Source organism: Ottowia flava, assembly GCF_008017535.1.
In the GTDB taxonomy this organism is placed as follows: domain Bacteria; phylum Pseudomonadota; class Gammaproteobacteria; order Burkholderiales; family Burkholderiaceae_C; genus Ottowia; species Ottowia flava.
The window spans coordinates 112,721-133,602 of sequence record NZ_VRUA01000010.1 but is presented as its reverse complement, the minus strand read 5'-3'; the positions used below and the strand labels follow the sequence as shown (position 1 = coordinate 133,602).

At 65.6% G+C, this 20,882-nt stretch carries 25 protein-coding genes; 17 read left to right on the top strand and 8 right to left on the bottom strand.

Annotated elements, in window-relative coordinates; genetic code table 11:
* Positions 1-69 precede the first annotated feature (69 nt).
* Positions 70-951, bottom strand: a complete 882-nt coding sequence (locus FVQ98_RS11855) for a DMT family transporter (protein WP_147913647.1) — start codon at positions 949-951, stop codon at positions 70-72.
* Between the two features lie 205 nt (positions 952-1,156).
* Between FVQ98_RS11855 and FVQ98_RS11850 the strand changes: the two genes are divergently transcribed.
* Complete coding sequence (locus FVQ98_RS11850) at positions 1,157-2,056, top strand: amino acid ABC transporter substrate-binding protein (protein ID WP_147913646.1); 900 nt, start codon at positions 1,157-1,159, stop codon at positions 2,054-2,056.
* Between the two features lie 62 nt (positions 2,057-2,118).
* Here FVQ98_RS11850 and lipA read toward each other — a convergent pair whose 3' ends face one another.
* Complete coding sequence (lipA, locus tag FVQ98_RS11845) at positions 2,119-3,120, bottom strand: lipoyl synthase (RefSeq protein WP_147913645.1); 1,002 nt, start codon at positions 3,118-3,120, stop codon at positions 2,119-2,121.
* Positions 3,121-3,135: 15 nt separating this feature from the next.
* Positions 3,136-3,864, bottom strand: a complete 729-nt coding sequence (gene lipB, locus FVQ98_RS11840; RefSeq protein WP_147913644.1) for a lipoyl(octanoyl) transferase LipB — start codon at positions 3,862-3,864, stop codon at positions 3,136-3,138.
* A 108-nt stretch (positions 3,865-3,972) separates the two neighbouring features.
* Here lipB and FVQ98_RS11835 point away from each other — a divergent pair, with 108 nt between their 5' ends.
* From FVQ98_RS11835 to FVQ98_RS11825, 3 genes are all read left to right on the top strand, one after another.
* The gene (locus FVQ98_RS11835; RefSeq protein ID WP_255507746.1) at positions 3,973-4,893 is read left to right on the top strand and encodes an amino acid ABC transporter substrate-binding protein; all 921 of its coding nucleotides are present in this window, start codon (positions 3,973-3,975) and stop codon (positions 4,891-4,893) included.
* Positions 4,894-5,076: 183 nt separating this feature from the next.
* The gene (locus FVQ98_RS11830; protein ID WP_147913643.1) at positions 5,077-5,973 is read left to right on the top strand and encodes a DMT family transporter; all 897 of its coding nucleotides are present in this window, start codon (positions 5,077-5,079) and stop codon (positions 5,971-5,973) included.
* An 11-nt stretch (positions 5,974-5,984) separates the two neighbouring features.
* A complete protein-coding gene (locus FVQ98_RS11825) occupies positions 5,985-6,518 on the top strand; it encodes a hypothetical protein (RefSeq protein WP_147913642.1) in 534 nt (177 codons plus the stop codon).
* Between the two features lie 190 nt (positions 6,519-6,708).
* Here FVQ98_RS11825 and FVQ98_RS11820 read toward each other — a convergent pair whose 3' ends face one another.
* Together FVQ98_RS11820 and FVQ98_RS11815 are read right to left on the bottom strand one after the other, a co-directional pair.
* Positions 6,709-7,074: a YbeD family protein gene (locus FVQ98_RS11820; protein WP_147913641.1), complete on the bottom strand. Its 366-nt coding sequence runs from the start codon at positions 7,072-7,074 to the stop codon at positions 6,709-6,711.
* Entirely contained in the window at positions 7,071-8,009 is a 939-nt protein-coding gene (locus tag FVQ98_RS11815) for a D-amino acid aminotransferase (protein WP_147913640.1), read from the bottom strand. Before FVQ98_RS11815 ends, FVQ98_RS11820 begins: the two co-directional genes overlap by 4 nt.
* A gap of 205 nt (positions 8,010-8,214) precedes the next feature.
* On the opposite strand from FVQ98_RS11815, the gene FVQ98_RS11810 reads away from it, so the two are divergent.
* The 10 genes from FVQ98_RS11810 to FVQ98_RS11765 all read left to right on the top strand — a co-directional run bounded on the left by FVQ98_RS11810 (position 8,215) and on the right by FVQ98_RS11765 (position 16,209).
* Positions 8,215-8,727, top strand: coding sequence for an ATP synthase subunit I (locus FVQ98_RS11810; RefSeq protein ID WP_147913639.1), 513 nt, complete (start codon positions 8,215-8,217; stop codon positions 8,725-8,727).
* Between the two features lie 21 nt (positions 8,728-8,748).
* Positions 8,749-9,630 (top strand): F0F1 ATP synthase subunit A, encoded by an 882-nt coding sequence (gene atpB, locus FVQ98_RS11805; protein ID WP_147913638.1) that lies wholly within the window; start codon positions 8,749-8,751, stop codon positions 9,628-9,630.
* A 60-nt stretch (positions 9,631-9,690) separates the two neighbouring features.
* Complete coding sequence (gene atpE / locus FVQ98_RS11800; RefSeq protein WP_147913637.1) at positions 9,691-9,939, top strand: F0F1 ATP synthase subunit C; 249 nt, start codon at positions 9,691-9,693, stop codon at positions 9,937-9,939.
* Between the two features lie 36 nt (positions 9,940-9,975).
* On the top strand, positions 9,976-10,446 hold the full coding sequence (locus tag FVQ98_RS11795) for a F0F1 ATP synthase subunit B (protein ID WP_147913636.1): 471 nt from the start codon (positions 9,976-9,978) through the stop codon (positions 10,444-10,446).
* A gap of 30 nt (positions 10,447-10,476) precedes the next feature.
* The gene (locus FVQ98_RS11790; protein WP_147913635.1) at positions 10,477-11,007 is read left to right on the top strand and encodes a F0F1 ATP synthase subunit delta; all 531 of its coding nucleotides are present in this window, start codon (positions 10,477-10,479) and stop codon (positions 11,005-11,007) included.
* 53 nt (positions 11,008-11,060) lie between these two features.
* Entirely contained in the window at positions 11,061-12,620 is a 1,560-nt protein-coding gene (gene atpA / locus FVQ98_RS11785) for a F0F1 ATP synthase subunit alpha (RefSeq protein ID WP_147913634.1), read from the top strand.
* Between the two features lie 29 nt (positions 12,621-12,649).
* Positions 12,650-13,534: a F0F1 ATP synthase subunit gamma gene (gene atpG, locus FVQ98_RS11780; RefSeq protein ID WP_147913633.1), complete on the top strand. Its 885-nt coding sequence runs from the start codon at positions 12,650-12,652 to the stop codon at positions 13,532-13,534.
* Between the two features lie 43 nt (positions 13,535-13,577).
* Complete coding sequence (gene atpD / locus FVQ98_RS11775; RefSeq protein ID WP_147913632.1) at positions 13,578-14,981, top strand: F0F1 ATP synthase subunit beta; 1,404 nt, start codon at positions 13,578-13,580, stop codon at positions 14,979-14,981.
* Between the two features lie 86 nt (positions 14,982-15,067).
* Entirely contained in the window at positions 15,068-15,487 is a 420-nt protein-coding gene (locus tag FVQ98_RS11770; protein ID WP_147913631.1) for a F0F1 ATP synthase subunit epsilon, read from the top strand.
* Between the two features lie 128 nt (positions 15,488-15,615).
* Complete coding sequence (locus FVQ98_RS11765) at positions 15,616-16,209, top strand: cyclic nucleotide-binding domain-containing protein (RefSeq protein WP_147913630.1); 594 nt, start codon at positions 15,616-15,618, stop codon at positions 16,207-16,209.
* A 60-nt stretch (positions 16,210-16,269) separates the two neighbouring features.
* Here the strand turns inward: FVQ98_RS11765 and FVQ98_RS11760 are convergent, their stop codons facing one another.
* The 3 genes from FVQ98_RS11760 to FVQ98_RS11750 are packed head-to-tail and all read right to left on the bottom strand — an operon-like array spanning position 16,270 to position 18,406.
* On the bottom strand, positions 16,270-16,821 hold the full coding sequence (locus tag FVQ98_RS11760) for a TPM domain-containing protein (protein ID WP_147913629.1): 552 nt from the start codon (positions 16,819-16,821) through the stop codon (positions 16,270-16,272).
* Between the two features lie 3 nt (positions 16,822-16,824).
* The gene (locus FVQ98_RS11755; RefSeq protein ID WP_147913628.1) at positions 16,825-17,748 is read right to left on the bottom strand and encodes a TPM domain-containing protein; all 924 of its coding nucleotides are present in this window, start codon (positions 17,746-17,748) and stop codon (positions 16,825-16,827) included.
* 37 nt (positions 17,749-17,785) lie between these two features.
* Positions 17,786-18,406: a LemA family protein gene (locus FVQ98_RS11750; RefSeq protein WP_147913627.1), complete on the bottom strand. Its 621-nt coding sequence runs from the start codon at positions 18,404-18,406 to the stop codon at positions 17,786-17,788.
* A 57-nt stretch (positions 18,407-18,463) separates the two neighbouring features.
* Between FVQ98_RS11750 and FVQ98_RS11745 the strand changes: the two genes are divergently transcribed.
* The 3 genes from FVQ98_RS11745 to FVQ98_RS11735 all read left to right on the top strand — a co-directional run bounded on the left by FVQ98_RS11745 (position 18,464) and on the right by FVQ98_RS11735 (position 20,850).
* Positions 18,464-19,276 carry a hypothetical protein gene (locus FVQ98_RS11745; protein WP_147913626.1) on the top strand — a complete coding sequence of 271 codons (813 nt, stop codon included), beginning with the start codon at positions 18,464-18,466 and terminating at the stop codon, positions 19,274-19,276.
* A gap of 15 nt (positions 19,277-19,291) precedes the next feature.
* A complete protein-coding gene (locus FVQ98_RS11740) occupies positions 19,292-19,738 on the top strand; it encodes a YybH family protein (RefSeq protein ID WP_147913625.1) in 447 nt (148 codons plus the stop codon).
* A 74-nt stretch (positions 19,739-19,812) separates the two neighbouring features.
* Positions 19,813-20,850 carry a YheT family hydrolase gene (locus FVQ98_RS11735; protein ID WP_255507745.1) on the top strand — a complete coding sequence of 346 codons (1,038 nt, stop codon included), beginning with the start codon at positions 19,813-19,815 and terminating at the stop codon, positions 20,848-20,850.
* Positions 20,851-20,882 lie beyond the last annotated feature (32 nt).

Below are 20,882 nucleotides of genomic sequence, written 5' to 3'. Positions count from 1 at the left end.
TGGGCTTTGAAGAAAATCGTGCTCCGACCCTACAACCATCTGCGCGAGTAGCTATCTAAACAATAGCGTTCAGCGCGCCCGAGTGCCAAGCACGGCGGCCAGCAGGATCAGCCCGGTGGCCAGCGCCACGTTCCAGGTCAGCGCCCGGCCCGTGGTCACGAGCAGCAGCAGCGTGGACAGCAGCGGGGTCAGGTAGCTCAGCACGCCGATCTGGCGCGCGTCGCCGCGCTTGAGTGCCGCGTCCCACAGGAAAAACGCGCCGCCCAGCGGACCCAGGCCCAGCAGCGCGATCAGGGCGACGTCGCGCAGCGAGAGCGCGACGCGCGGCTCGAGCAGCGCGTGGCACGCGAGCGCCAGCACGCCCGAGACAATGCCGAACAGGCCGATCGCCGCCGTGGGGAAGGCGCGGCCCGTCATCGCCAGCCGCTTGGTCAGCAGCGAATAGGTCGACCAGATCACCGCCGCGCCCGCCGCACACATGAAGCCCGCCGCCGCAAACGGCCCGGCGGGAGCGCCCGCACCGCCGCGCCCGAGGATGGCGATGGCCGCACCCGAAAAACCCAGCACCGCCGCCAGCATGTGCAGGCCCGTCAGGCGCACGCCCGGCAGCAGCAGCGGTGCCAGAAACACGATGCCCAGGGGCCACAGGTAGTTGACCAGGTTGGCTTCGACAGGCGGTGCCAGCTGCAACGCCGTGAACAGCAGGAAGTGGTAGCCGAACAGCCCGTACACGCCGAGCGCCAGCGTCGGCCAGGGCACGGCGAGTCGCCGCAGATCGAACCGCACCATGGGCAGCGCCAGCGCGCTGCCGATCAGCAGCGCCAGCCCAGTCAACAGAAAAGGCGGCACGTGCGCGAGCGACGTGCCCAGGGCGGCGAGCGAGGCCCACAGGCCAACGGCGCCCAGCGCCAGCAGGTTCGCGGTGGTGCCGGGGGAAGGGGCGCTTTGCATGAGGTGGCGGGGCGGATGGAAGAAGGCTGCCGAAGATAGCGTGTTTTGGCGGGGCGACTGCGATTCATGCCAGTATCTGACTGATGTTGCGCCCCGGATGGGCGGCAGCAGAGCCGCTGCCACCGAGGGAAACCGCGGTCACCCGACTGCCGGCCAGGCCGTAAGCTGCGGCCATCTTCATGCCCTGACGATTGGAGTCACACCGATGAAACCTTTGTACCGATGCGCTTTGGGGGCCGCGGCCTTGGCCATGCTGGGCGCGCTGCCTGTTCAGGCGCAGACTGGCGACACGCTGGCCAAGATCAGCGGCAGTGGCAAGATGACTTTCGCCTACCGCGAGTCGTCGGTGCCCTTCAGCTACCTGAACGGGCCTGACAAGCCGATCGGCTTTGCCGTGGACATCAGCAATGCCGTGGCCGCCGAAGTGCGCAAGCAGACCGGCAAGCCCGACCTCAGCGTGGCGTGGCAGGCCGTCACCTCCGCCAACCGCATTCCGCTGCTGCAAAACGGCACGATCGACCTGGAATGCGGCTCGACCACCAACAACTCTGCGCGCGGCAAAGACGTGGACTTCGCCATCAACCACTTCTACACCGGCACGCGCCTGCTGGTGAAAAAGTCCTCGGGCATCAAGAACTACGCCGACCTGAAAGGCAAGACGGTGGCGATCACCACCGGCACCACCAACATGCAGGTGGTGCGCCGCTACAACGAGGAAAAGGGGCTGGGCCTGAACATCGTGTCGACCAAGGACCACGCCGACGCCGCGCTGCTGGTGGAGGCCGACCGCGCCGCCGCCTTCGCCATGGACGACATCCTGCTGTTTGGCCTGAAGGCCAACGCCAAGGACCCGGCCGCGCTGGAGGTGGTGGGCGATTCGCTGCAGGTCGAACCTTACGCCTGCATGGTGCGCAAGGGCGACGCCAAGTTCAAGGCGCTGGTCGACGGCGTGATCACCGGCATGATGAAGTCGGGCGAGTTTGAAAAGCTCTACAACAAGTGGTTCATGAGCCCGATCCCGCCGCGCAACCAGAGCATCGGCCTGCCGATGAGCAAGGAACTGCAGGACAACATCAAGGCGCCGTCGGACAAGCCGGCGACCTGAAAGCCCGCACCAGCCAAGAAAAAGCCCGCTGCGACGCGGGCTTTTTGCCGGGCAGGAGCGCGTCAGACGCCCGCAGCCTGCGCCTGCTTGTCCGCGTGGTAGCTGCTGCGCACCATGGCGCCCACGGCCGCGTGCGTGAAACCCATGGCGTAGGCCTCGGCCTCGAACATCTTGAAGGTGTCGGGGTGCACGTAGCGGGCCACCGGCAAGTGGGCGTTGCTGGGCGCCAGGTACTGGCCGATGGTGAGCATGTCCACGTGGTGCGCGCGCAGATCGCGCATCACTTCGAGGATTTCCTCGTCCGTTTCGCCCAGACCGACCATCAGGCCGCTCTTGGTCGATACCTCCGGGTGCAGCGCCTTGAACTTCTTGAGCAGGTTGAGCGAGAACGCGTAGTCCGAGCCCGGGCGCGCCTGCTTGTACAGGCGCGGCACGGTTTCGAGGTTGTGGTTCATCACATCGGGCGGCGCGGCGGTGAGGATATTCAGTGCGCGGTCGTCGCGGCCGCGGAAGTCGGGCGTGAGGATCTCGATCTGTGTCTGCGGCGAGCGCGCGCGCGTCTCGCGGATGCAGTCGACGAAGTGCTGCGCGCCGCCGTCGCGCAAATCGTCCCGGTCCACGCTGGTGATGACCACGTACTTCAGCTTCAGCTGCGCGATGGTGTTCGCCAGGTTGGCGGGCTCGTTCGCATCCAGCGGGTCCGGGCGGCCGTGGCCGACGTCGCAGAACGGGCAGCGGCGCGTGCACTTGTCGCCCATGATCATGAAGGTGGCCGTGCCGTGGCCAAAGCATTCACCGATGTTGGGGCAACTGGCCTCTTCGCACACGGTGACCAGGTGGTTCTTGCGCAGGATGTCCTTGATCTCGTAGAAGCGCGTGTTGGCGCTGCCCGCCTTGACGCGGATCCATTCGGGCTTTTTCAGCGCCGGGCCGGTGTTCTGCACCTTGACCGGGATGCGCGAGAGCTTGGCGCCGGCTTTTTGCTTGGCACTGGCGTCGTAGCTGCCCTGCGGCTGCGCGTCGCGCACGGTGGGGGCGTCGGGACCGACAAGCGGTGTGGGCATGGTGTGTGTGCTTCCTCAGACGGCCAGTAGCCGCGTCAGGTGCGCGGCCAGCTGGCGGGCGGCGTCGTCCCACGGGACGGAAACGCCGATTGTAGAAAGGTCGACCGTTTTCAGCCCTGCGTAACCGCAAGGGTTGATGCGCGAGAAGGGTTGCAGGTCCATCGCCACGTTCAGCGCCACGCCGTGGTAGGTGCGGTGCTGGCTGACCTTGATGCCCAGCGCCGCGATCTTGCCGAGACCCGTGAAATCGGGCTGCGGCGCAGGACTGCCGGGCGCGCGCTGCTGCGGTTTTTGCAGCAAAACGGCATGGCTGAACGGGTCGTCCAGCCGCACGTAAATGCCCGGCGCGCCCGCCACGCGGTGGCCCGTCACGCCCAGGTCGGCCAGGGTGCGGATCACCGCCTCTTCCAGCCGGTGCACGTATTCCTTGACGAAGTAGCGTCGCGCCTGCAGGTCGATCAGCGGGTAGGCGACGACCTGGCCGGGCCCGTGGTAGGTGACCTGCCCGCCGCGGTCGGTGGGCACGACGGGGATGTCGCCCGGCGCCAGCACGTGCTCGGGCCGGCCGGCCAGACCCAGGGTGAAGACCGGGTCATGCTCGCAAATCCATAGCTGCTCGCGCTGATCGGGTGTGCGCTGGGCCACGAAATCCTTCATATTCTGGAAGGTGGTGGCGTAGTCAACGCGGCCGAGCCAGCGCGCGGTCAATGGGGGGTCTACCGGATGGGCAGCCAATGCCGACATATTTAGTATCAAGCAACAAGTTGGTGCGAAACGCACGGCGGGCCCGATGGTACGAATCCTGCTTCGTGTGACAGCGGAAATCACGGACACGGAAAAGGACAAGTAAGCATGTTGGCACGAACTGGCGCGATGTGGCGCCGCAAGGGTTTTGGCTGTGCGTTGACATTTGCGATGGCCCTGGCGGCCGGCGCCGCTCAGGCACAGGAGTTGGACCGCATCCGGGCGGCGGGCAAGATCGTGGTGGCGCACCGCGAAAGTTCGTTTCCTTTTTCTTACCTGGACGACAACAACCGGCCCGTGGGCTACGCCATGGACATCTGCATGCATCTGGTCAATGCGGTGCGCGCGCAACTGAAGCAGCCTGAGCTGCCGGTCGAGTACCTGCTGGTGAGCTCGGCCTCGCGCGTGCCCGATATCGCGGCGCGCAAGGCCTCGCTGGAGTGCGGCTCGACCACCAATACCGCCAGCCGCCGTGAACAGGTGGACTACACGATTCCGCACTTCATCTCGTCGGCGCGCTTCCTGGTCAGGAAAGGCGCGGGCATCGCGCGCATCGAAGATCTGGCGGGCAAGCGGGTGATTTCTACCAAGGGCACGACGTCCCTGACCGAGTTCCGTCGTCGCGACAAGGAGCTGTCGCTGAACGCCAAGGTGCTCGAGGCCGACGACCACGCGGCCGCCTTCAACGCCGTCGTGCAGGGCAAGGCCGATGCCTTCGTGATGGATGACGTGCTGCTGTTCGGCCAGCGCGCTTTGGCCGCCAAGCCGGACGACTACGAGGTGGTGGGCAAGCCGCTCACGATCGAACCCTACGCGATCATGCTTGCGAAGAACGAGCCAGCCTTCAAGGCGCTGGTGGGTGACGAGATCCGCCGCCTGATCCGAACCGGCGAGATGCAGCGGCTGTACGCCAAGTGGTTCGAGGCGCCAGTGCCACCCACCGGCGTCAACATGCAGATGCCCATGTCCTTTTTGCTGCGCGACTCGTTCAAGTTCCCGTCCGAGCGCGTGGGCGACCTGGAGGAGTGACACCGCGCAGCGAGCGTGAGCCGGTTACGGGCCCAGTGGGCGGAACCGGCGCACCTGGTGATGTGTCTTCATGCTCCTGCATTGATAGCTGTTTGCGCATGTGGCTGTAGGGGAAACGTTTGAAATCTTGTTAAGCTGGCCGGCCCGCCGCCGGTGCAAGGTGCGACGGGCTTCGGGCTGGTCATGCATTTTTCGCTTCGTTCTCCCTCTTGGCTGCTGCTCGCCGTCGGTGTGCTGCTGGGGCTCAACTTTCCGCTGGGCAAGCTCGCCACGCAGGCGGGCGTGCCCGGGCTGGTGTGGGCGGCGCTGATTTCGCTGGGGGCTTGCACTGTGCTGGGCGCGGCGTTGTGGCTGCGGCGCGGCCAGCGCCAGCCGCTGGTGTGGGACCGGCAGCACCTGCGCTATTTCGTGGTGACGGCGGGGGTGTCGTACGCGCTGCCCAACGTGCTGGTGCTCGCCTGCATTCCGCGCCTGGGCAGCGGCATGACGGCGATGATGTTCACGCTGTCGCCGCTGTTCACCGCGCTGCTGTCGCGCCTGGCGGGCCTGCGCGCCCCGGCGCGGCTGGAATACGCGGGCATCGCCATCGGCTTTGCCGGTGCGCTGCTGGTGGCGCTGGCGCGCGGCGAGGCCGGGCGACCGGCCGACTGGCCATGGGTGGCGCTGGGCGTGCTGATTCCGGTGCTGCTGGCGATCGGCAACGTGTACCGCTCGCTCGACTGGCCGCCGCAGGCCGACACCACCTGGCTGGCCGTGGGCAGCCACGGCGCGGCGGCGATCCTGCTGCTGCTGGCCTGCGCGGTCTTCGGGCTGCTGCCCGCGTGGGGTACGCTGGCGCGCGTGCCGGTGGCGTCGGTGGTGCAGGTGCTGGCCGCGGTGCTGATGTTCCCGCTGTTCTTTCGCCTGCAGGCGGTGGGTGGGCCGGTGCTGCTGAGCCAGATCGGCACCGTGGCGGCCGGCGTGGGTGTGCTGGTGGGCGCGGGCCTGCTGGGCGAGCGCTACCCGGCCAGCGTGTGGGTCGGGGTGGGCCTGATCGCGCTGGGCATTGGGCTGACGGTGTGGGCGAGGCGAAAAGGATGAAGGCGAAGACGATGTCCCCCAGCGTTGGTGCGCAGCCGCTACGCCGCGCAACCCTATTGGCGAGCGGTGCCGCGCTGGCCTGGCTGGCCGTGGCCGGGCTGTCGGGCTGCGCCGCGCCGGGCGACGACAACGAACCCGAGGTGGACCGCGGCGGTGCCGGCGGCTACGCGCTGCAGTGGGGCCGCCCGCTCACGCGCAAACCGGGCGACGGCATCATCCTCGACCGCCCGGGCGGCAGCGCGACGCTGATCGTGACCTCGTCCAGCGGCATCGGCGAGGCGCAGTTCACCCCCACATCCGGCGTGTGGCCGCGCGAGCTGCGGCTGGAGTTCCGCTATGCGCCGGGGCGGCCGTTCACCGCGCTGGAAGCGCTGACGCTGGAGACGCGCGCCAACACCTTCGACAGCTCGGCCGACTGGTTGAAACTGAAGCTGGAAGACCTGCCCCAGCGCCGCATCGGCGGCAGCGTCTGGTTCACGCTGCCGGAAGATTGGCTGGTGGGGCAGCAGCCCTTGCGGCTGCAATGGGTGGACCGCTACCGGTGAGCGTTGGCGTGCTCGGTGCGAACAAGGCCGTCCGCGCAGCCGCACTGTTTGCTCTGATTTAAATAGCTGGCCGCGCAGGTGTTTGTAGGGCTGGCGGCACGAAAAGCTTGAATCTCTGGTCTGAACACGCCGCGTGGCGCGTCAGCGCGGCCGGCCAGGGCCCGCTCCGCGCGGTGTCCAACGCCGCGCCTTACAGCACCCACTTGGCCATTGGGTGCGTGCTGAGCGCGCGGTACAAATCGTCCAGCTGTTCGCGGCTGGTGGCCATCACGGTGATGGTCACGCCCAGGTACTTACCGCCGCCGCTTTCGCGCAGCTCGATGGTGGACGCGTCGAACGTCGGGTCGAACTGCTTGGCGATGTGCGTGATGGCGTGCACGAAGCCGTCTTCGTTGACGCCCACCACCTTGATCGGGAAGGCGCTGGGGTAGTCGATCAGCGATTCGCGGCGCGCCGGGTCCAGGGGCTCGACCTGCATGCCGGCTTCGACCGCGGCGCGGGCAGCCGCCAGCTGTTCCGGCGTCGGCGAAGAGGGGGGAGTAGGGGCTTGGCTCATGCGTTGAAAAGCGCGTCCTTGGCGCGTTGGTAGCCGGCGTACAGCTTGGCGTACACCGGCCCGGGTTGGCCCGAGCCGACCGGGCGGCCGTCGAGCGTGGTGATGGGCAGCACTTCCTTGGTGGCCGACGACAGCATCAGCTCGTCGGCGGCGAGCACCTCGTCGCGCGGCAGCGCGCGCAGCTCGAACGGAATGCCGGCCTCGCGGCACAGCTCCTCGATCGCGCCGTAGCGGATGCCTTCCAGCACCAGGTTGTTCTTGGGCGGCCCCATGACGGTGCCGTTCTTGACCACCCACACGTTGCTGGCCGCGGCCTCGCTCAGCAGGCCGTCGCGGAACATCACGGTCTCCAGCGCGCCCTGCTCGTAGCTGATCTGGCGCGAAAACACCGCGCCCAGCAGGCTGATGGATTTGATGTGCGCCTTCTGCCAGCGGAAGTCGTCCGCCGTCACGCAGGCCACGCCGCGCGTGCGCTGCTCGGCCGTGGGCGCTTTCATGGGCAGGCAGGTGGCGAAGACCGTGGGCGTCAGGCCTTCCAGCATTGGATGATCGCGCAGCGCCACGCCGCGTGTCACCTGAAAGTAATAGAACCAGTCCTGCGGCCAGTCTGCGGAGTCTTTTTTGGCCACGGCGCCCGCTGAATCTGCGTAGGCAGCTACCAGATCAATAGCGATCTGGCGCCATTGGTCGCGTGTGTTCGGGTTGGTGATGCGGGTCTCGCCGAGGCTGCGCTCAAGCCGAGCCATGTGCTGGTCGAACCGGTAGGGCTGCAGCGCGTGGCCGGGATGCCCGTAGAACGAAATGCCTTCGTACACGCCATCGCCGAAGATGAAGCCGCGGTCAAACGGGCTGATGCGCGCGTCGCGCATCGGCGTGATCTCGCCGTTCAGGTAGCAGGGCAGTTCGGGCAGTTGGTCAGCGGGGTGCGAAGCCATGGTGTGAAACGATCAAGCGCGGTGGCCGACAGTGAGGGCCTTGGGCGCAAAGTGGAGGACCGGCCATTGTCGCCCACCACCGGATTCACGCGTTTGACGCCGTCAAGCCACGCTTTTGTAGGACAACGTTAAAAAATACTGCGTGCTAACCCTATAATGAGAGGCTTTGCAGTCGTTGCAAAACGTCAACTGCGCGTAATTCGACATGGCCACAATCGAGCCCGCATCGGGACGAGGCGGGTCAGCTGAAGAGGCAGATAACGCCCCCGAAGCCGATTTCAAGCCCTGGAGCGCCGAGCAGGCGCGCGAGTGGCGTGCAGCGCATCCCCCTCTGTCGCCCTGGCCTGTGGTCGGTTGGCAGGCGGTGGCGGGTCTGGCGGTGGTGCTGGCAGCGTGGATGGTGTCGGGTGGCAAACATGCCGCAACGCTGTCGGCGGCTTACGGTGCCTTGGCGGCCTGGTTGCCAGCGGTCTTGTTTGCCCGCATGGTGGCGCGCCGGATGCGACTGCAGGCCAACGCCGCCAGCGCCTTGCTGGCGCTGATGGTGGGCGAGGGAATCAAGATTGTCTTGACGGTGGCGCTGCTTCTGGTGGCGCCGAAGGTCTTGACACAAGTGCACTGGCTGGCGCTGCTGGCTGGTTTTGTGGTGACGATCAAGGCCGCCTGGGTGGTCTTGTGGCTGAAGTCGGCGTCCCGCCGGCCGGCACGAACTGAGTGAGATTCGAGAGATTGGTGACGTATGGCTGCTGAAACCACTGAACAGGCTCAGACCGCTGGTCAATACATCCAGCACCACCTGCATCATCTGCAGAAAGACTTCGGCTTTCACAATGTGACGCAGAACAAGATCATCGACTTCAGCCTGTTCAACGCTGACTCGATGTTCTGGTCCATTCTGCTGGGCGCTATTGGCTGCTTCTTTCTGTGGCGCGCCGCGCGCAAGGCCACTTCCGGTGTGCCAGGGCGCTTTCAGGCGGCGGTGGAAATCCTGTCTGAAATGGTCGAAAACCAGGCCAAGGGCGTGATTCACAACGAAAAGAGTCGCAAGCTGGTCTCGCCGCTGGCCCTCACGGTGTTCGTCTGGATCTTTCTGATGAACGCCATGGACCTGCTGCCGGTTGACCTGTTGCCCATCGGCTACCAGATGGCCGTTGGCGACCACCATGCCTACCAGCGCGCCGTGCCAACGGCCGATTTGTCCACCACGCTCGGCCTGTCGGTCAGCGTGCTGCTCATCTGCATCTTCTACAACCTCAAGATTAAGGGCTTGGGCGGCTGGTCGCACGAGTTGGTGACGGCCCCCTTCGGCGCGCACCCGGTGCTGTGGCCCGTCAACTTCCTGATGCAGATGATTGAATTCGTCGCCAAGACCGTCTCGCACGGCATGCGACTGTTCGGCAACATGTTTGCCGGCGAACTGGTTTTCATGCTGATCGCCCTGATGGGTGGCGTATGGGCCTGGCAGTTCAACCCCCTCACAGGCGGGTTCTGGCTGGGTGTCGGGCACGTGATTGCGGGGTCTGTGTGGGCGATCTTCCACATCCTGATCATTACGCTGCAAGCGTTCATCTTCATGATGCTGACGCTCATCTACGTGGGTCAGGCGCACGACGCGCACTAACTTCCGTCAACCACTTCCTTTTCCTTCAACTTTTCTTTTTATCTTTCTCTAGGAGCAATCATGGAAAACGTTCTCGGTCTCGTCGCCCTGGCTTGTGGTCTGATCGTCGGTCTCGGCGCCATCGGTGCCTCTATCGGTATCGCCCTGATGGGTGGCAAGTTTCTCGAGTCCTCGGCTCGCCAGCCTGAGCTGATGAACGAGCTGCAAACCAAGATGTTCGTGTTGGCCGGTCTGATCGACGCCGCCTTCCTGATCGGTGTGGCTATCGCTCTGCTGTTCGCCTTCGCCAACCCCTTCACGCTCGCTTAATCGACGGGGCCTTTCTGGACTGAAAGGAGTCGAAACGTGAATATCAACGCGACCCTGTTCCTGCAGGCCGTTGTCTTCGCGATCCTGGTGTGGTTCACGATGAAATTCGTGTGGCCGCCGATCACGAAGGCTCTGGACGAGCGGGCGCAGAAAATCGCCGATGGACTGGCTGCTGCTGACAAGGCCAAGACCGAACTCGCCGCCGCGAACAAGCGCGTCGAGCAAGAGTTGGCCACGTCGCGCAACGAAACGGCTACCCGCCTGGCGGATGCCGATCGTCGTGCACAGCAGATCATCGAAGAAGCCAAGTCCCGGGCGACCGAAGAAGGCAACAAGATCATCGCCGCTGCCAAGGCCGAAGCCGAGCAGCAAGTGATCCAGGCCCGTGAAGCCCTGCGCGAGCAGGTGGCTGCACTGGCAGTCAAAGGTGCCGAGCAGATCCTGCGCAAGGAAGTCAACCCGACGGTGCACGCGGACCTGCTGTCTCGTCTGAAGACCGAGCTCTGATTCTCAGGGCTTTCGTCAAAGGAAACGACCATGGCAGAACTCGCCACCATTGCAAGACCCTACGCCGAGGCGTTGTTCGAGGTCACGCGCGCCAACCTGCCGGCCACGCAAGGCTGGCTGGACAATCTGGCAAGTGCGGCGAGCAGCCAGGATTTGCTGCAGTTTGCTGCGAATCCGCGGGTCAACGCCTCGCAGGTTTTCCACGTCGTCACGAGTGCGCTCAAGGACAGCTTGCCCGAACAGGGCGTGAACTTCCTGCGCACCCTGATCGACAACGACCGCTTGGCCGCCGTGCCCGAAATTGCGCGCCAGTTCCGCGTCCTCGCCAACGAGGTCGCCGGCAACTCGGACGCCGTGATCCAGAGCGCCTTCCCGATCGGGCAGGCCGAACTCTCGGAACTGATCGCGACGCTCGAAAAGCGCTTTGGCCGCAAGCTTGAAGCCAAGGTCCAGGTCACCCCCGAACTGATCGGTGGCGTGCGCGTGGCCGTTGGCGACGAGGTGCTGGACACCTCGGTCAAAGCCCGCCTCGAACAAATGAAGTCGGCCCTGATCGCCTGACCTTGGGTCGGCGCAGGCACCTCGATAACACCTATTCGTACTAGGAAAGAGTCATGCAACTCAATCCCGCAGAAATTTCAGAACTGATCAAGAGCCGCATCGAGGGCCTGGGCGTCAGCGCCGACGTGCGCAACCAGGGCACCGTGGTGTCGGTGACCGATGGCATCGTGCGCGTGCACGGCCTCTCCGACGCCATGCAAGGCGAAATGCTGGAATTCCCAGCCGGCTCGGACGGCCAGCCGTCGTACGGCCTGGCCCTGAACCTCGAGCGCGACTCCGTTGGCGCCGTGATCTTGGGTGAATACGAGCACATCTCCGAAGGCGATACCGTCAAGTGCACGGGCCGCATTCTGGAAGTGCCGGTGGGCCCCGAGCTGATTGGCCGCGTGGTCAACGCTCTGGGTCAGCCGATCGACGGCAAGGGCCCGATCAACGCCAAGATGACGGACGTGATCGAAAAGGTCGCGCCGGGCGTGATCGCACGCCAATCGGTGGACCAGCCGGTGCAGACCGGCCTGAAGTCGATCGACTCGATGGTGCCGATCGGCCGTGGCCAGCGCGAACTGATCATCGGCGACCGCCAGACCGGCAAGACGGCGGTGGCGATCGACTCGATCATCAACCAAAAAGGCCAGAACATGGTCTGCGTCTACGTCGCCATCGGTCAGAAGGCGTCGTCGATCAAGAACGTGGTGCGTGCCCTGGAGCAGGCCGGTGCGATGGAATACACCATCGTCGTGGCCGCCTCGGCCTCCGAATCGGCGGCCATGCAGTACGTGTCGGCCTACTCCGGCTGCACGATGGGCGAATACTTCCGCGACCGCGGTGAAGACGCCCTGATCGTGTATGACGACCTGTCCAAGCAGGCCGTGGCGTACCGCCAAGTGTCCCTGCTGCTGCGCCGTCCGCCGGGCCGCGAAGCCTACCCCGGCGACGTGTTCTATCTGCACAGCCGTCTGCTTGAGCGCGCTGCGCGCGTGAACGCCGACTACGTCGAAGCTTTCACCAAGGGTGAAGTCAAAGGCAAGACCGGTTCGCTGACCGCGCTGCCCATCATCGAAACGCAAGCTGGCGACGTGTCCGCTTTCGTGCCGACCAACGTGATCTCGATCACCGACGGTCAGATCTTCCTGGAAACCAGCCTGTTCAACGCCGGTATCCGCCCCGCCATCAACGCCGGTATTTCCGTGTCGCGCGTCGGTGGTGCTGCGCAGACCGACCTGATCAAGAAGCTGTCCGGCGGTATCCGTACCGACCTGGCCCAGTACCGTGAATTGGCGGCTTTCGCGCAGTTCGCGTCCGACCTGGACGCAGCGACCAAGAAGCAGCTGGACCGCGGTGCCCGCGTGACCGAGTTGCTCAAGCAGGCGCAGTACAGCCCGCTGCCGATCAGCCTGATGGGCGCTTCGCTGTTCGCAGTGAACAAGGGCTTCATGGACGACCTGGAAGTCAAGCAAGTGCTGCCGTTTGAAGCTGGCATGCACAGCTACCTCAAGGACAAGCACGCTGCGCTGCTGGCCAAGATGGACACAGGCAAGGCGATCGAGAAAGACAAGGACGCCGAGGCTGAACTCACCGCCGCCATCACCGCCTTCAAAAAGTCTTTCGCCTGATTCGGGTCTGAAGACATAAGGAGTCACGCATGGCAACAGGCAAGGAAATCCGCGGCAAGATCAAAAACTTCGAGAGCACGAAGAAGATCACCAAGGCCATGGAAATGATTTCCGTGTCCAAGATGCGCAAGGCACAGGACCGCATGCGTGCGGCCCGTCCCTACGCAGACAAGGTGCGCAACATCGCGGCTCACCTGGGTGAAGCCAATCCCGAGTACGTGCATCCGTTCATGAAAGCGAACGATGCCAAGAAGGCCGGGATCATCGTGGTTACGACGGACAAGGGTTTGTGCGGTGGCATGAACACCAACGTCCTGCGCGTGGTCACCGGGCGCCTGCGTGAACTGCAGGACGCCGGGGTTTCGACGGAAACGGTCGCCGTGGGCAACAAGGGCCTTGGCTTCCTGACCCGCATCGGCGCCAAAGTGATTTCGCAAGTGACCCAACTCGGGGACACGCCGCACCTGGAAAGGCTGATCGGCCCGGTCAAGGCGCTGCTTGACCAGTACGAGCGGGGCGAACTCAATGCGGTCTACATCGCCTACACCCGCTTCATCAATACGATGAAGCAGGAAGCGGTGATCGAGCAGTTGCTGCCCCTGTCGGCCGCCAAGATGCAGGAAGAAACCCGCGCCAGCGGCACCCAGCACGCCTGGGACTACATCTATGAGCCCGACGCGCAAAGCGTGATCGACGACCTGCTGGTTCGCTACGTTGAAGCACTGGCCTACCAGGCCGTGGCCGAGAACATGGCGTCGGAACATGCCGCGCGCATGGTGGCCATGAAGGCCGCGACCGACAACGCGGGCAACGTGATTGGTGAACTGAAGCTGGTCTACAACAAGACGCGTCAGGCTGCCATCACCAAGGAACTTTCCGAGATCGTGTCCGGAGCTGCGGCCATCTCGGCCTGAGCACGACAGACACGAAGCAAGATTCAAATTACTGGAGCAAAAAATGGCTCAACCCCAAGGAAAAATTGTTCAGTGCATTGGCGCCGTGGTCGACGTCGAGTTTCCTCGCGACCAAATGCCCAAGGTGTACGACGCGCTGAAGATGGACGGCTCGCCCCTGACGCTGGAAGTGCAGCAGCAGCTGGGCGACGGCTTGGTGCGCACGATTGCGCTGGGCTCGTCCGACGGCCTGCGCCGTGGCACCGTGGTGTTCAACAGCGGCCAGCCGATCACGGTGCCGGTGGGTCCCGCCACGCTGGGCCGCATCATGGACGTGCTGGGCAACCCGATCGACGAGCGCGGTCCGGTCAGCCATGAGCGCACCGCCTCCATTCACCGCAAGGCCCCGTCGTACGACGAGCTGTCGCCTTCGCAAGAGCTGCTGGAAACCGGCATCAAGGTGATCGACCTGATCTGCCCGTTTGCCAAGGGCGGCAAGGTGGGCCTGTTCGGCGGCGCCGGCGTCGGCAAGACCGTGAACATGATGGAGCTCATCAACAACATCGCCAAGGCGCACTCGGGTCTGTCCGTGTTCGCTGGCGTGGGCGAGCGCACCCGCGAAGGCAATGACTTCTACCATGAGATGGCCGATTCCAAGGTCGTTGATCTGGACAACCTGGCCAACTCCAAAGTGGCCATGGTGTACGGCCAGATGAACGAGCCGCCGGGCAACCGTCTGCGCGTGGCGCTCACGGGCCTGACCATCGCCGAGTCCTTCCGTGACGAAGGCCGTGACGTGCTGTTCTTCGTGGACAACATCTACCGCTACACGCTGGCCGGTACCGAAGTGTCCGCTCTGCTGGGCCGTATGCCTTCCGCCGTGGGCTACCAGCCGACGCTGGCCGAAGAAATGGGCCGTCTGCAAGAGCGCATCACCTCGACGAAAGTCGGTTCGATCACGTCCATCCAGGCCGTGTATGTGCCTGCCGACGACTTGACCGACCCATCGCCCGCCACGACCTTCGCCCACTTGGACTCCACCGTCGTGCTGTCGCGTGACATCGCTGCGCTGGGTATCTACCCTGCCGTGGACCCGCTGGATTCCACCAGCCGCCAGCTCGATCCGCTGGTCGTCGGTGAGGATCACTACAGCACGGCGCGTCAGGTGCAGGGCACGCTGCAGCGATACAAGGAACTGCGCGACATCATTGCGATTCTGGGCATGGACGAGCTGTCGCCGGAAGACAAGCTGGCCGTGGCCCGCGCGCGCAAGATCCAGCGCTTCCTGAGCCAGCCCTTCCACGTGGCCGAGGTGTTCACCGGTTCGCCCGGCAAGTACGTTTCGCTCAAAGACACCATCCACGGCTTCAAGATGATCGTGAACGGTGAGTGCGACCACATGCCTGAGCAGGCGTTCTACATGGTCGGCACCATCGACGAGGCAATCGAAAAGGCCAAGAAGGTCTGATCACCAGCCCGTCGCTCGCGTTGGGCGCGATTCCCGGCAACTCAGCCAGATTCGCTCACCGCGACAACGTCTAAACAGGAGCACGCATGGCCCACACCCTTCATGTCGACGTGGTCAGCGCCGAGGAGTCGATCTTCTCCGGCGAGGCCACGTTCGTCGCCCTGCCCGGTGAAGCGGGCGAACTGGGCATCTACCCGCGCCACACCCCGCTGATCAGCCGCATCAAGCCGGGCTCGGTGCGCATCACCAAGACCGACGGCGGCGAAGAGTTCGTCTTCGTGGCCGGTGGCATCCTCGAAGTCCAACCGAACGTGGTGACCGTGTTATCGGACACTGCCATTCGCGGCAAGGACCTCGACGAAGAAAAGGCCAATGCGGCCCGCCGCGAAGCCGAAGAAGCGCTGAAAAACGCCAAGAGCGAGATCGACATGGCGCGCGCCACCTCCGAGCTGGCCATCCTGGCGGCGCAGATCGCCGCCTTACGCAAGTACCGGCAGAAGCGCTGATCTCTGGCTTGTTCGGCAGCAAGCGGCTGCCCAAAGCGTCACGCATTCAAGGCCCGCCTCGCGCGGGCTTTGTCTTATGACAAATATTGCCTAGGGCGTGGAGGTATGCTGTCTCTAGAATCACACCCATGTTTCTAGGCAAGTCTCGCGCCACCGCGCACGTGCAGACCAAGGCGGCCGCCTTGCTTGTCACAGAGGGCGCGCTCGTCGAGTTGAGCGCCAACGACGCGCGCATCATCGTTGGCTACATGCGTCCCTCTCGGGTCGAGGCGGGCTCGGTCGTCATCCGCGAGGGCGAAACGCTCAGGAACGACTTCATGGCCCTGGTGCTCGATGGCGAAGTCACGATCGAGAACTCGGTTTCCGCTGCGCACGAAAGCATGGTCGTGTCTGTCCTGGGGCCGGGGAGCCTGATCGGCGATATGGGCATCATCGACGGCTCTCCGCGCTCCGCCACCTGCATTGCTGCTACCGACTTGGCGCTGGCGGTGCTGACGCGCGACGCCATGACGCGCCTGCTTGAAGATCAGCCGTCGGTCGCGGCGCGGCTGCTGATGGCCATGTCCAAGCGCATCGCCGACCATCTGCGCGAAACCAACCGCAAGCTGATGACTTTTGCCCAGGTCAGCAAAGCCCTGCAGCAGGAATTGGACGCCGCTCATGGTGTCAACAAGCGCCTGCTCGACCAGATCAGCGCGCTGGAAAAGAATGCCGCTCACTGAAGAGGGTGCGCCGTATAAAGCGGATTGTCGGCAGGCTCGCGACTGAAGCCCGCGGTTGGTTCACCGCAGCACCGGCTCGTCGGGCAACTGGTTCGGTGGTGCTTCCGCACCGCTGTCAGGCCGCGGGTCGGCTTGCGGGAAATGGGCCACCAGCACGGCGCTGACCTCTTCCAGGGCGCGCGTCAGGCCATCCTCGAAATTGCCGGTTTTGAGCGCATCGGCCAGCCGACCGACGATGGCCTGCCACTCCCCCGGAGGCACCCGGCGGTGCACACCGCGGTCGGCAACCAGTTCGATGGCGTGCTCAGCCAGCAGAACATAGATCAGCACGCCATTGTTGTCTTCGGTGTCCCATACGCGGAGCTTGGAAAACTGCATCAGCGCGCGCTGGCGCACGATATTGGCAATCGATTCGCCGTCGCGCAGGTGACGCCACAGGTAGCTGGTTGGCAGGCCGCCTTCGATGCAGATGCGTACCTCTCCCGTATGGCGCTGTTCGCTGGCGTGCACGCGTCGGCGCAGCTGTTCGGACAGCGCGGGAGGAACCGCGCGTCGCGCGTCAGACTCATCGAACCAGCGGTGGCGCAGTACGCGCATCAGCTTGGACGCCATGGTTTACCAACTCCCGCTGGCGCCACCGCCACCAAAATCGCCGCCACCGCCTGAACTGAAGCCACCGCCACCGTCGAACCCGCCACCGCCGAAACCGCCGCCCCAGCCGCCGCCAGGCACGGGAAAGAACCCCCCGCGACCAGAACGAGCCCGTGGCAAACCTGAGCCCAATGAAACCAGGAACGCGTACCACAGGGCCACCATACCGGCAATGACCGACACCACCACGCTGGCCGTAAACACGTACATGAGTCCGCCCATGCCGGCGCTCGTGATCAGTGCGCCCAGTTTTCGTCCGAAGATTTTCCGAGCAACACCGTTGACGATAGGCAGGGAGATGAAAACCAGCAGGGCTCCCTCAGCCAAGTCAAACCTGTCGACACCAGCTTTGCCTGCGCGCCCCTGCGGCGCAGCCAACGGCGGGAGCGCTTCGCCGCGAATGCGCGCGGCGATCTGCTCCACCCCGGCGTCCAGCCCGGCAGCGTACTGGTTTTGACGGAAGAACGGCGTGATCGCCCGATCAATGATGTCCTTGGCCGCGATATCCGGAATGGCGCCTTCAAGTGTCTTGGCGACTTCGATGCGCACGCGCCGGTCGTCCTTGGCCACCAGCAACAGCAGACCGTCGCCGACATTCTTGCGGCCGATCTTCCAGGTGTCGCCCACACGCTGGGCGAACGCAGCGATGTCTTCGGGCGCCGTGGTGGGCACCATCAGCACCACCACCTGCGAGCCCTTGTCCGCTTCCAGTGCACCCAGCTTGGCGTCCAGCGCCGCGATCTCGGCGGGCTGGAGCGTGCCGGTGGTGTCGATCACCCGCGCGGTCAGCGCCGGCACCGGCAGCACCTGTTGCGCCCAGGCGCCCAGCACGGCAAAGACTACCAAAAAGATAGCTGCCAGCGCTTTTTTCACTAGGGATGGACGCATGATTCCTTCAAAAATGGCGCAGGGGTTCGCGGCCGACTCAGCGTGAGGCCGCAGGCGCCGGGCTGGTGCCGAAATCGACCTTCGGCGCGTTGGAAATTTCCGCCTCGTTGGCCACCGTGAAGTTGGGCTTGGCCTTGTAGCCAAACACCATGCCGGTCAGGTTGGTCGGGAAGCTGCGGGCCAGCACGTTGTATTCCTGCACGGCCTGGATGTAGCGGTTGCGCGCGACGGCAATGCGGTTTTCGGTGCCTTCCAGCGCCACGCGCAGATCGGCAAAGGCCTTGTTGGCCTTCAGGTCGGGGTAACGCTCCACCGTCACCATCAGGCGGCTCAAGGCGCTGGACAGCTCGCCCTGCGCGGCCTGGAACTGCTGGAACGCCTGCGGGTTGTTCAGCGTCTCGGGCGTGACCTGGATCGAGGTCGCCTTGGCGCGCGCCTGAATCACCTGGTTCAGCGTGTCCTGCTCGAACTTGGCTTCACCCTTGACGGTATTGACCAGGTTGTCGATCAGATCGGAGCGGCGCTGGTACTGGTTCACCACCTCGCTCCAGGCCGACTTGGTCGCTTCGTCCAGGCGCTGGAAGTCGTTGTAGCCGCAGCCGGTGAGCGACAGCGCCACTGCCAGCAGGGCGCCCATTTTGACGAGCCAGTGTTTCATGTGATTCCTCTTGTCGTTGCCCCGATTGGCGGGTGCCGCGGAAAGTAACATAGGTGGGTGTCACCGTCTGTAGGTCAAGTGCTAGAGGCGCACGGTCGCCGCCCCCCAACCACTGCGCCGCGCCAGCGCCTGCTGATCGCCGGTGCGGGCGGCGTGCTGGGCGGCGCAGTGACCCATCGCTTGATCGGTTCGGGTGTCTGGCAGCCAGTCACCGTGCTCACACGCGAGCCGCTGCAGGTGGCGCTCAAGGGCATGCGCACGCTCGACGTGGCGGCCTGGGGCGACGGACCAGCCGGCTGGCCGGTGCTCCCAGCGCTGGCCGACGTGGCGGTGGTCATGTTCGAGCCGCCCCGCCCCTACCACCAGCGCGAGCGCGCGCTCTGGACGCCCACGCCGCAGCAACTGCCCGCGCTGGCGCGCTGGCTCCACGCCTCGGGCGTGCGCGAGCTGGCGGTGCTGATGCCGCACGCCGCGGGCCGGCTGCCCGACGCGCTCAAGCATGGGCTGGCCAACCTGGACGAAGCCGAGGTGGCGCAGATGGACTTTGCCAGCCTGCTGTGGCTGCGCACCGCCGAGACGCCGCGCCGTGCCGAGGGCCTGACGCCGCCGCAGCGGCTGGCGGCGTGGATGCTGGGCATCTTCAAATACATGGTGCCCGACGATCAGCGCCCGCTGCGCGCCGAGCAACTGGCCGAAGTGGCCGATGCCGCGCTGCGCCTGGCGCCGCGCGGCGTGCATGTGCTGGCCCCTGAGCTGTTGCGCACCGCGGCGCGGGGCGATGCGCAGCAGGTTTTGCGTACTGCCTGGGGCATGACCGAGCGGGTGCCACCGGAGCGCGGCACAATGCCGGGCACGCCCCCGACTTCCTGACACGAGCTTCGCGCCATGCCCAAGTCACGCTACCGCGCCGCGGCGCTGGGCGGCACCGCCGACGAGGTGGAGGCCGCGTTCTACGAGGCCCTGCAGCAGGGCAACCTGGACCAGCTCATGGCCTGCTGGGCGGATGAGGACGACATCGTCTGCGTCCACCCCGGCGGCCCGCGGCTGGTGGGCGCGGCGGCGATCCGCGCCGCATTCGAATCGCTGCTGACCGGTGGGCGCCTGGCCGTCACGCCCGAGCGCGTGCGCCGCATCGAAACGCTGGGCGCGGCCGTGCACAACGTGCTGGAACGCATCGACCTGCACACCGACGAAGGCCCGCAGCGCGCCTGGGTCGTCGCCACCAACGTGTACCTGAAGACCGCGCAGGGCTGGCGCATGGTGGCGCACCACGCGAGCCCCGGCCGCAGCGAAAAGGCCGAAGTGACCGTGCCCGGGCAGCTGCTGCACTGAGCTTGTGGCGCGCCGAGATTTTTGAATGATTTCGGCGTCTGGCCCTACAGCAGCTTGCGCGGAAAGCTCCTGAATTGGTAGCAATCAACCGGCCGGACGGCTTCAGCTACCGCGCGCCCGGCTGGCTGCCCGGCGGCCACCTGCAGACCATCTGGCCGGCGCTCCTCGCGCGCCGCGCGGCGGCGCCCATCGCCTACCGACGCGAGCGCTGGGACACGCCCGATGGCGACTTCGTGGACGTCGACTGGCTGGACGAAGGCGCGGCGCAGTCAGGCACCCCCGTGCCTGCGCCTCGCCCGCTGCTGGTGCTGTTCCACGGCCTGGAAGGCTCGTCGCGCAGCCACTACGCCCAAGCCTTCGCCGACTGGGCGCGTTCGCGCGGCGTGGCCTTCGCGGTGCCACATTTCCGCGGCTGTTCGGGCGCCATCAACCGGGCGCCGCGCGCCTACCACTGCGGCGACTGGGCCGAGGTCGGCTGGCTGCTGCTGCGCTTTCACGCCCACCAGCAGGCGGCGGGCGGCGGGCCGTTGGTCGCGGCCGGCGTTTCGCTGGGCGGCAACGCGTTGCTGCGCTGGGCGGGCGAAGTGGGCGGCGACGCCGCGCGCTGCGTGCAGGCGGTGGCGGCGGTGTGCGCGCCGCTGGACATGGCCGCCGGTGGCCACGCCATTGGCCGCGGCTTCAACCGGCAGGTCTACACCCGCCTGTTCCTGCGCACCATGAAGGCCAAGGCGCAGGCCAAGCTGGCCCAGCACCCGGGCTTGTTCGACGCCGCCCGGCTGGCCGCGGCGCGCGACCTGTACGCGTTTGACGACCTGTTCACCGCGCCGCTGCACGGCTTTGCCGGGGTGGAGGATTACTGGGCGCGCGGCTCGGCCAAGCCGCAGCTGGCGAACGTGCGCGTGCCTGCGCTGGCGCTGAACGCGCGCAACGACCCGTTCGTGCCGGCCGATTCGCTGCCGCGCCCCGGCGAGGTGGGCCGCCACGTCACACTGTGGCAACCCGCACAGGGCGGCCACGTTGGCTTTTGCCAGGGGCCGCCGCCAGGCCATGTGCACTGGCTGCCCGCGGCCGTGGGCGGCTGGTTGCTGGCGCAAGCCGGGGCGTGTGCCTGAGCGGCGCGAGCGCGCGATCCCAGGCTTGCCGC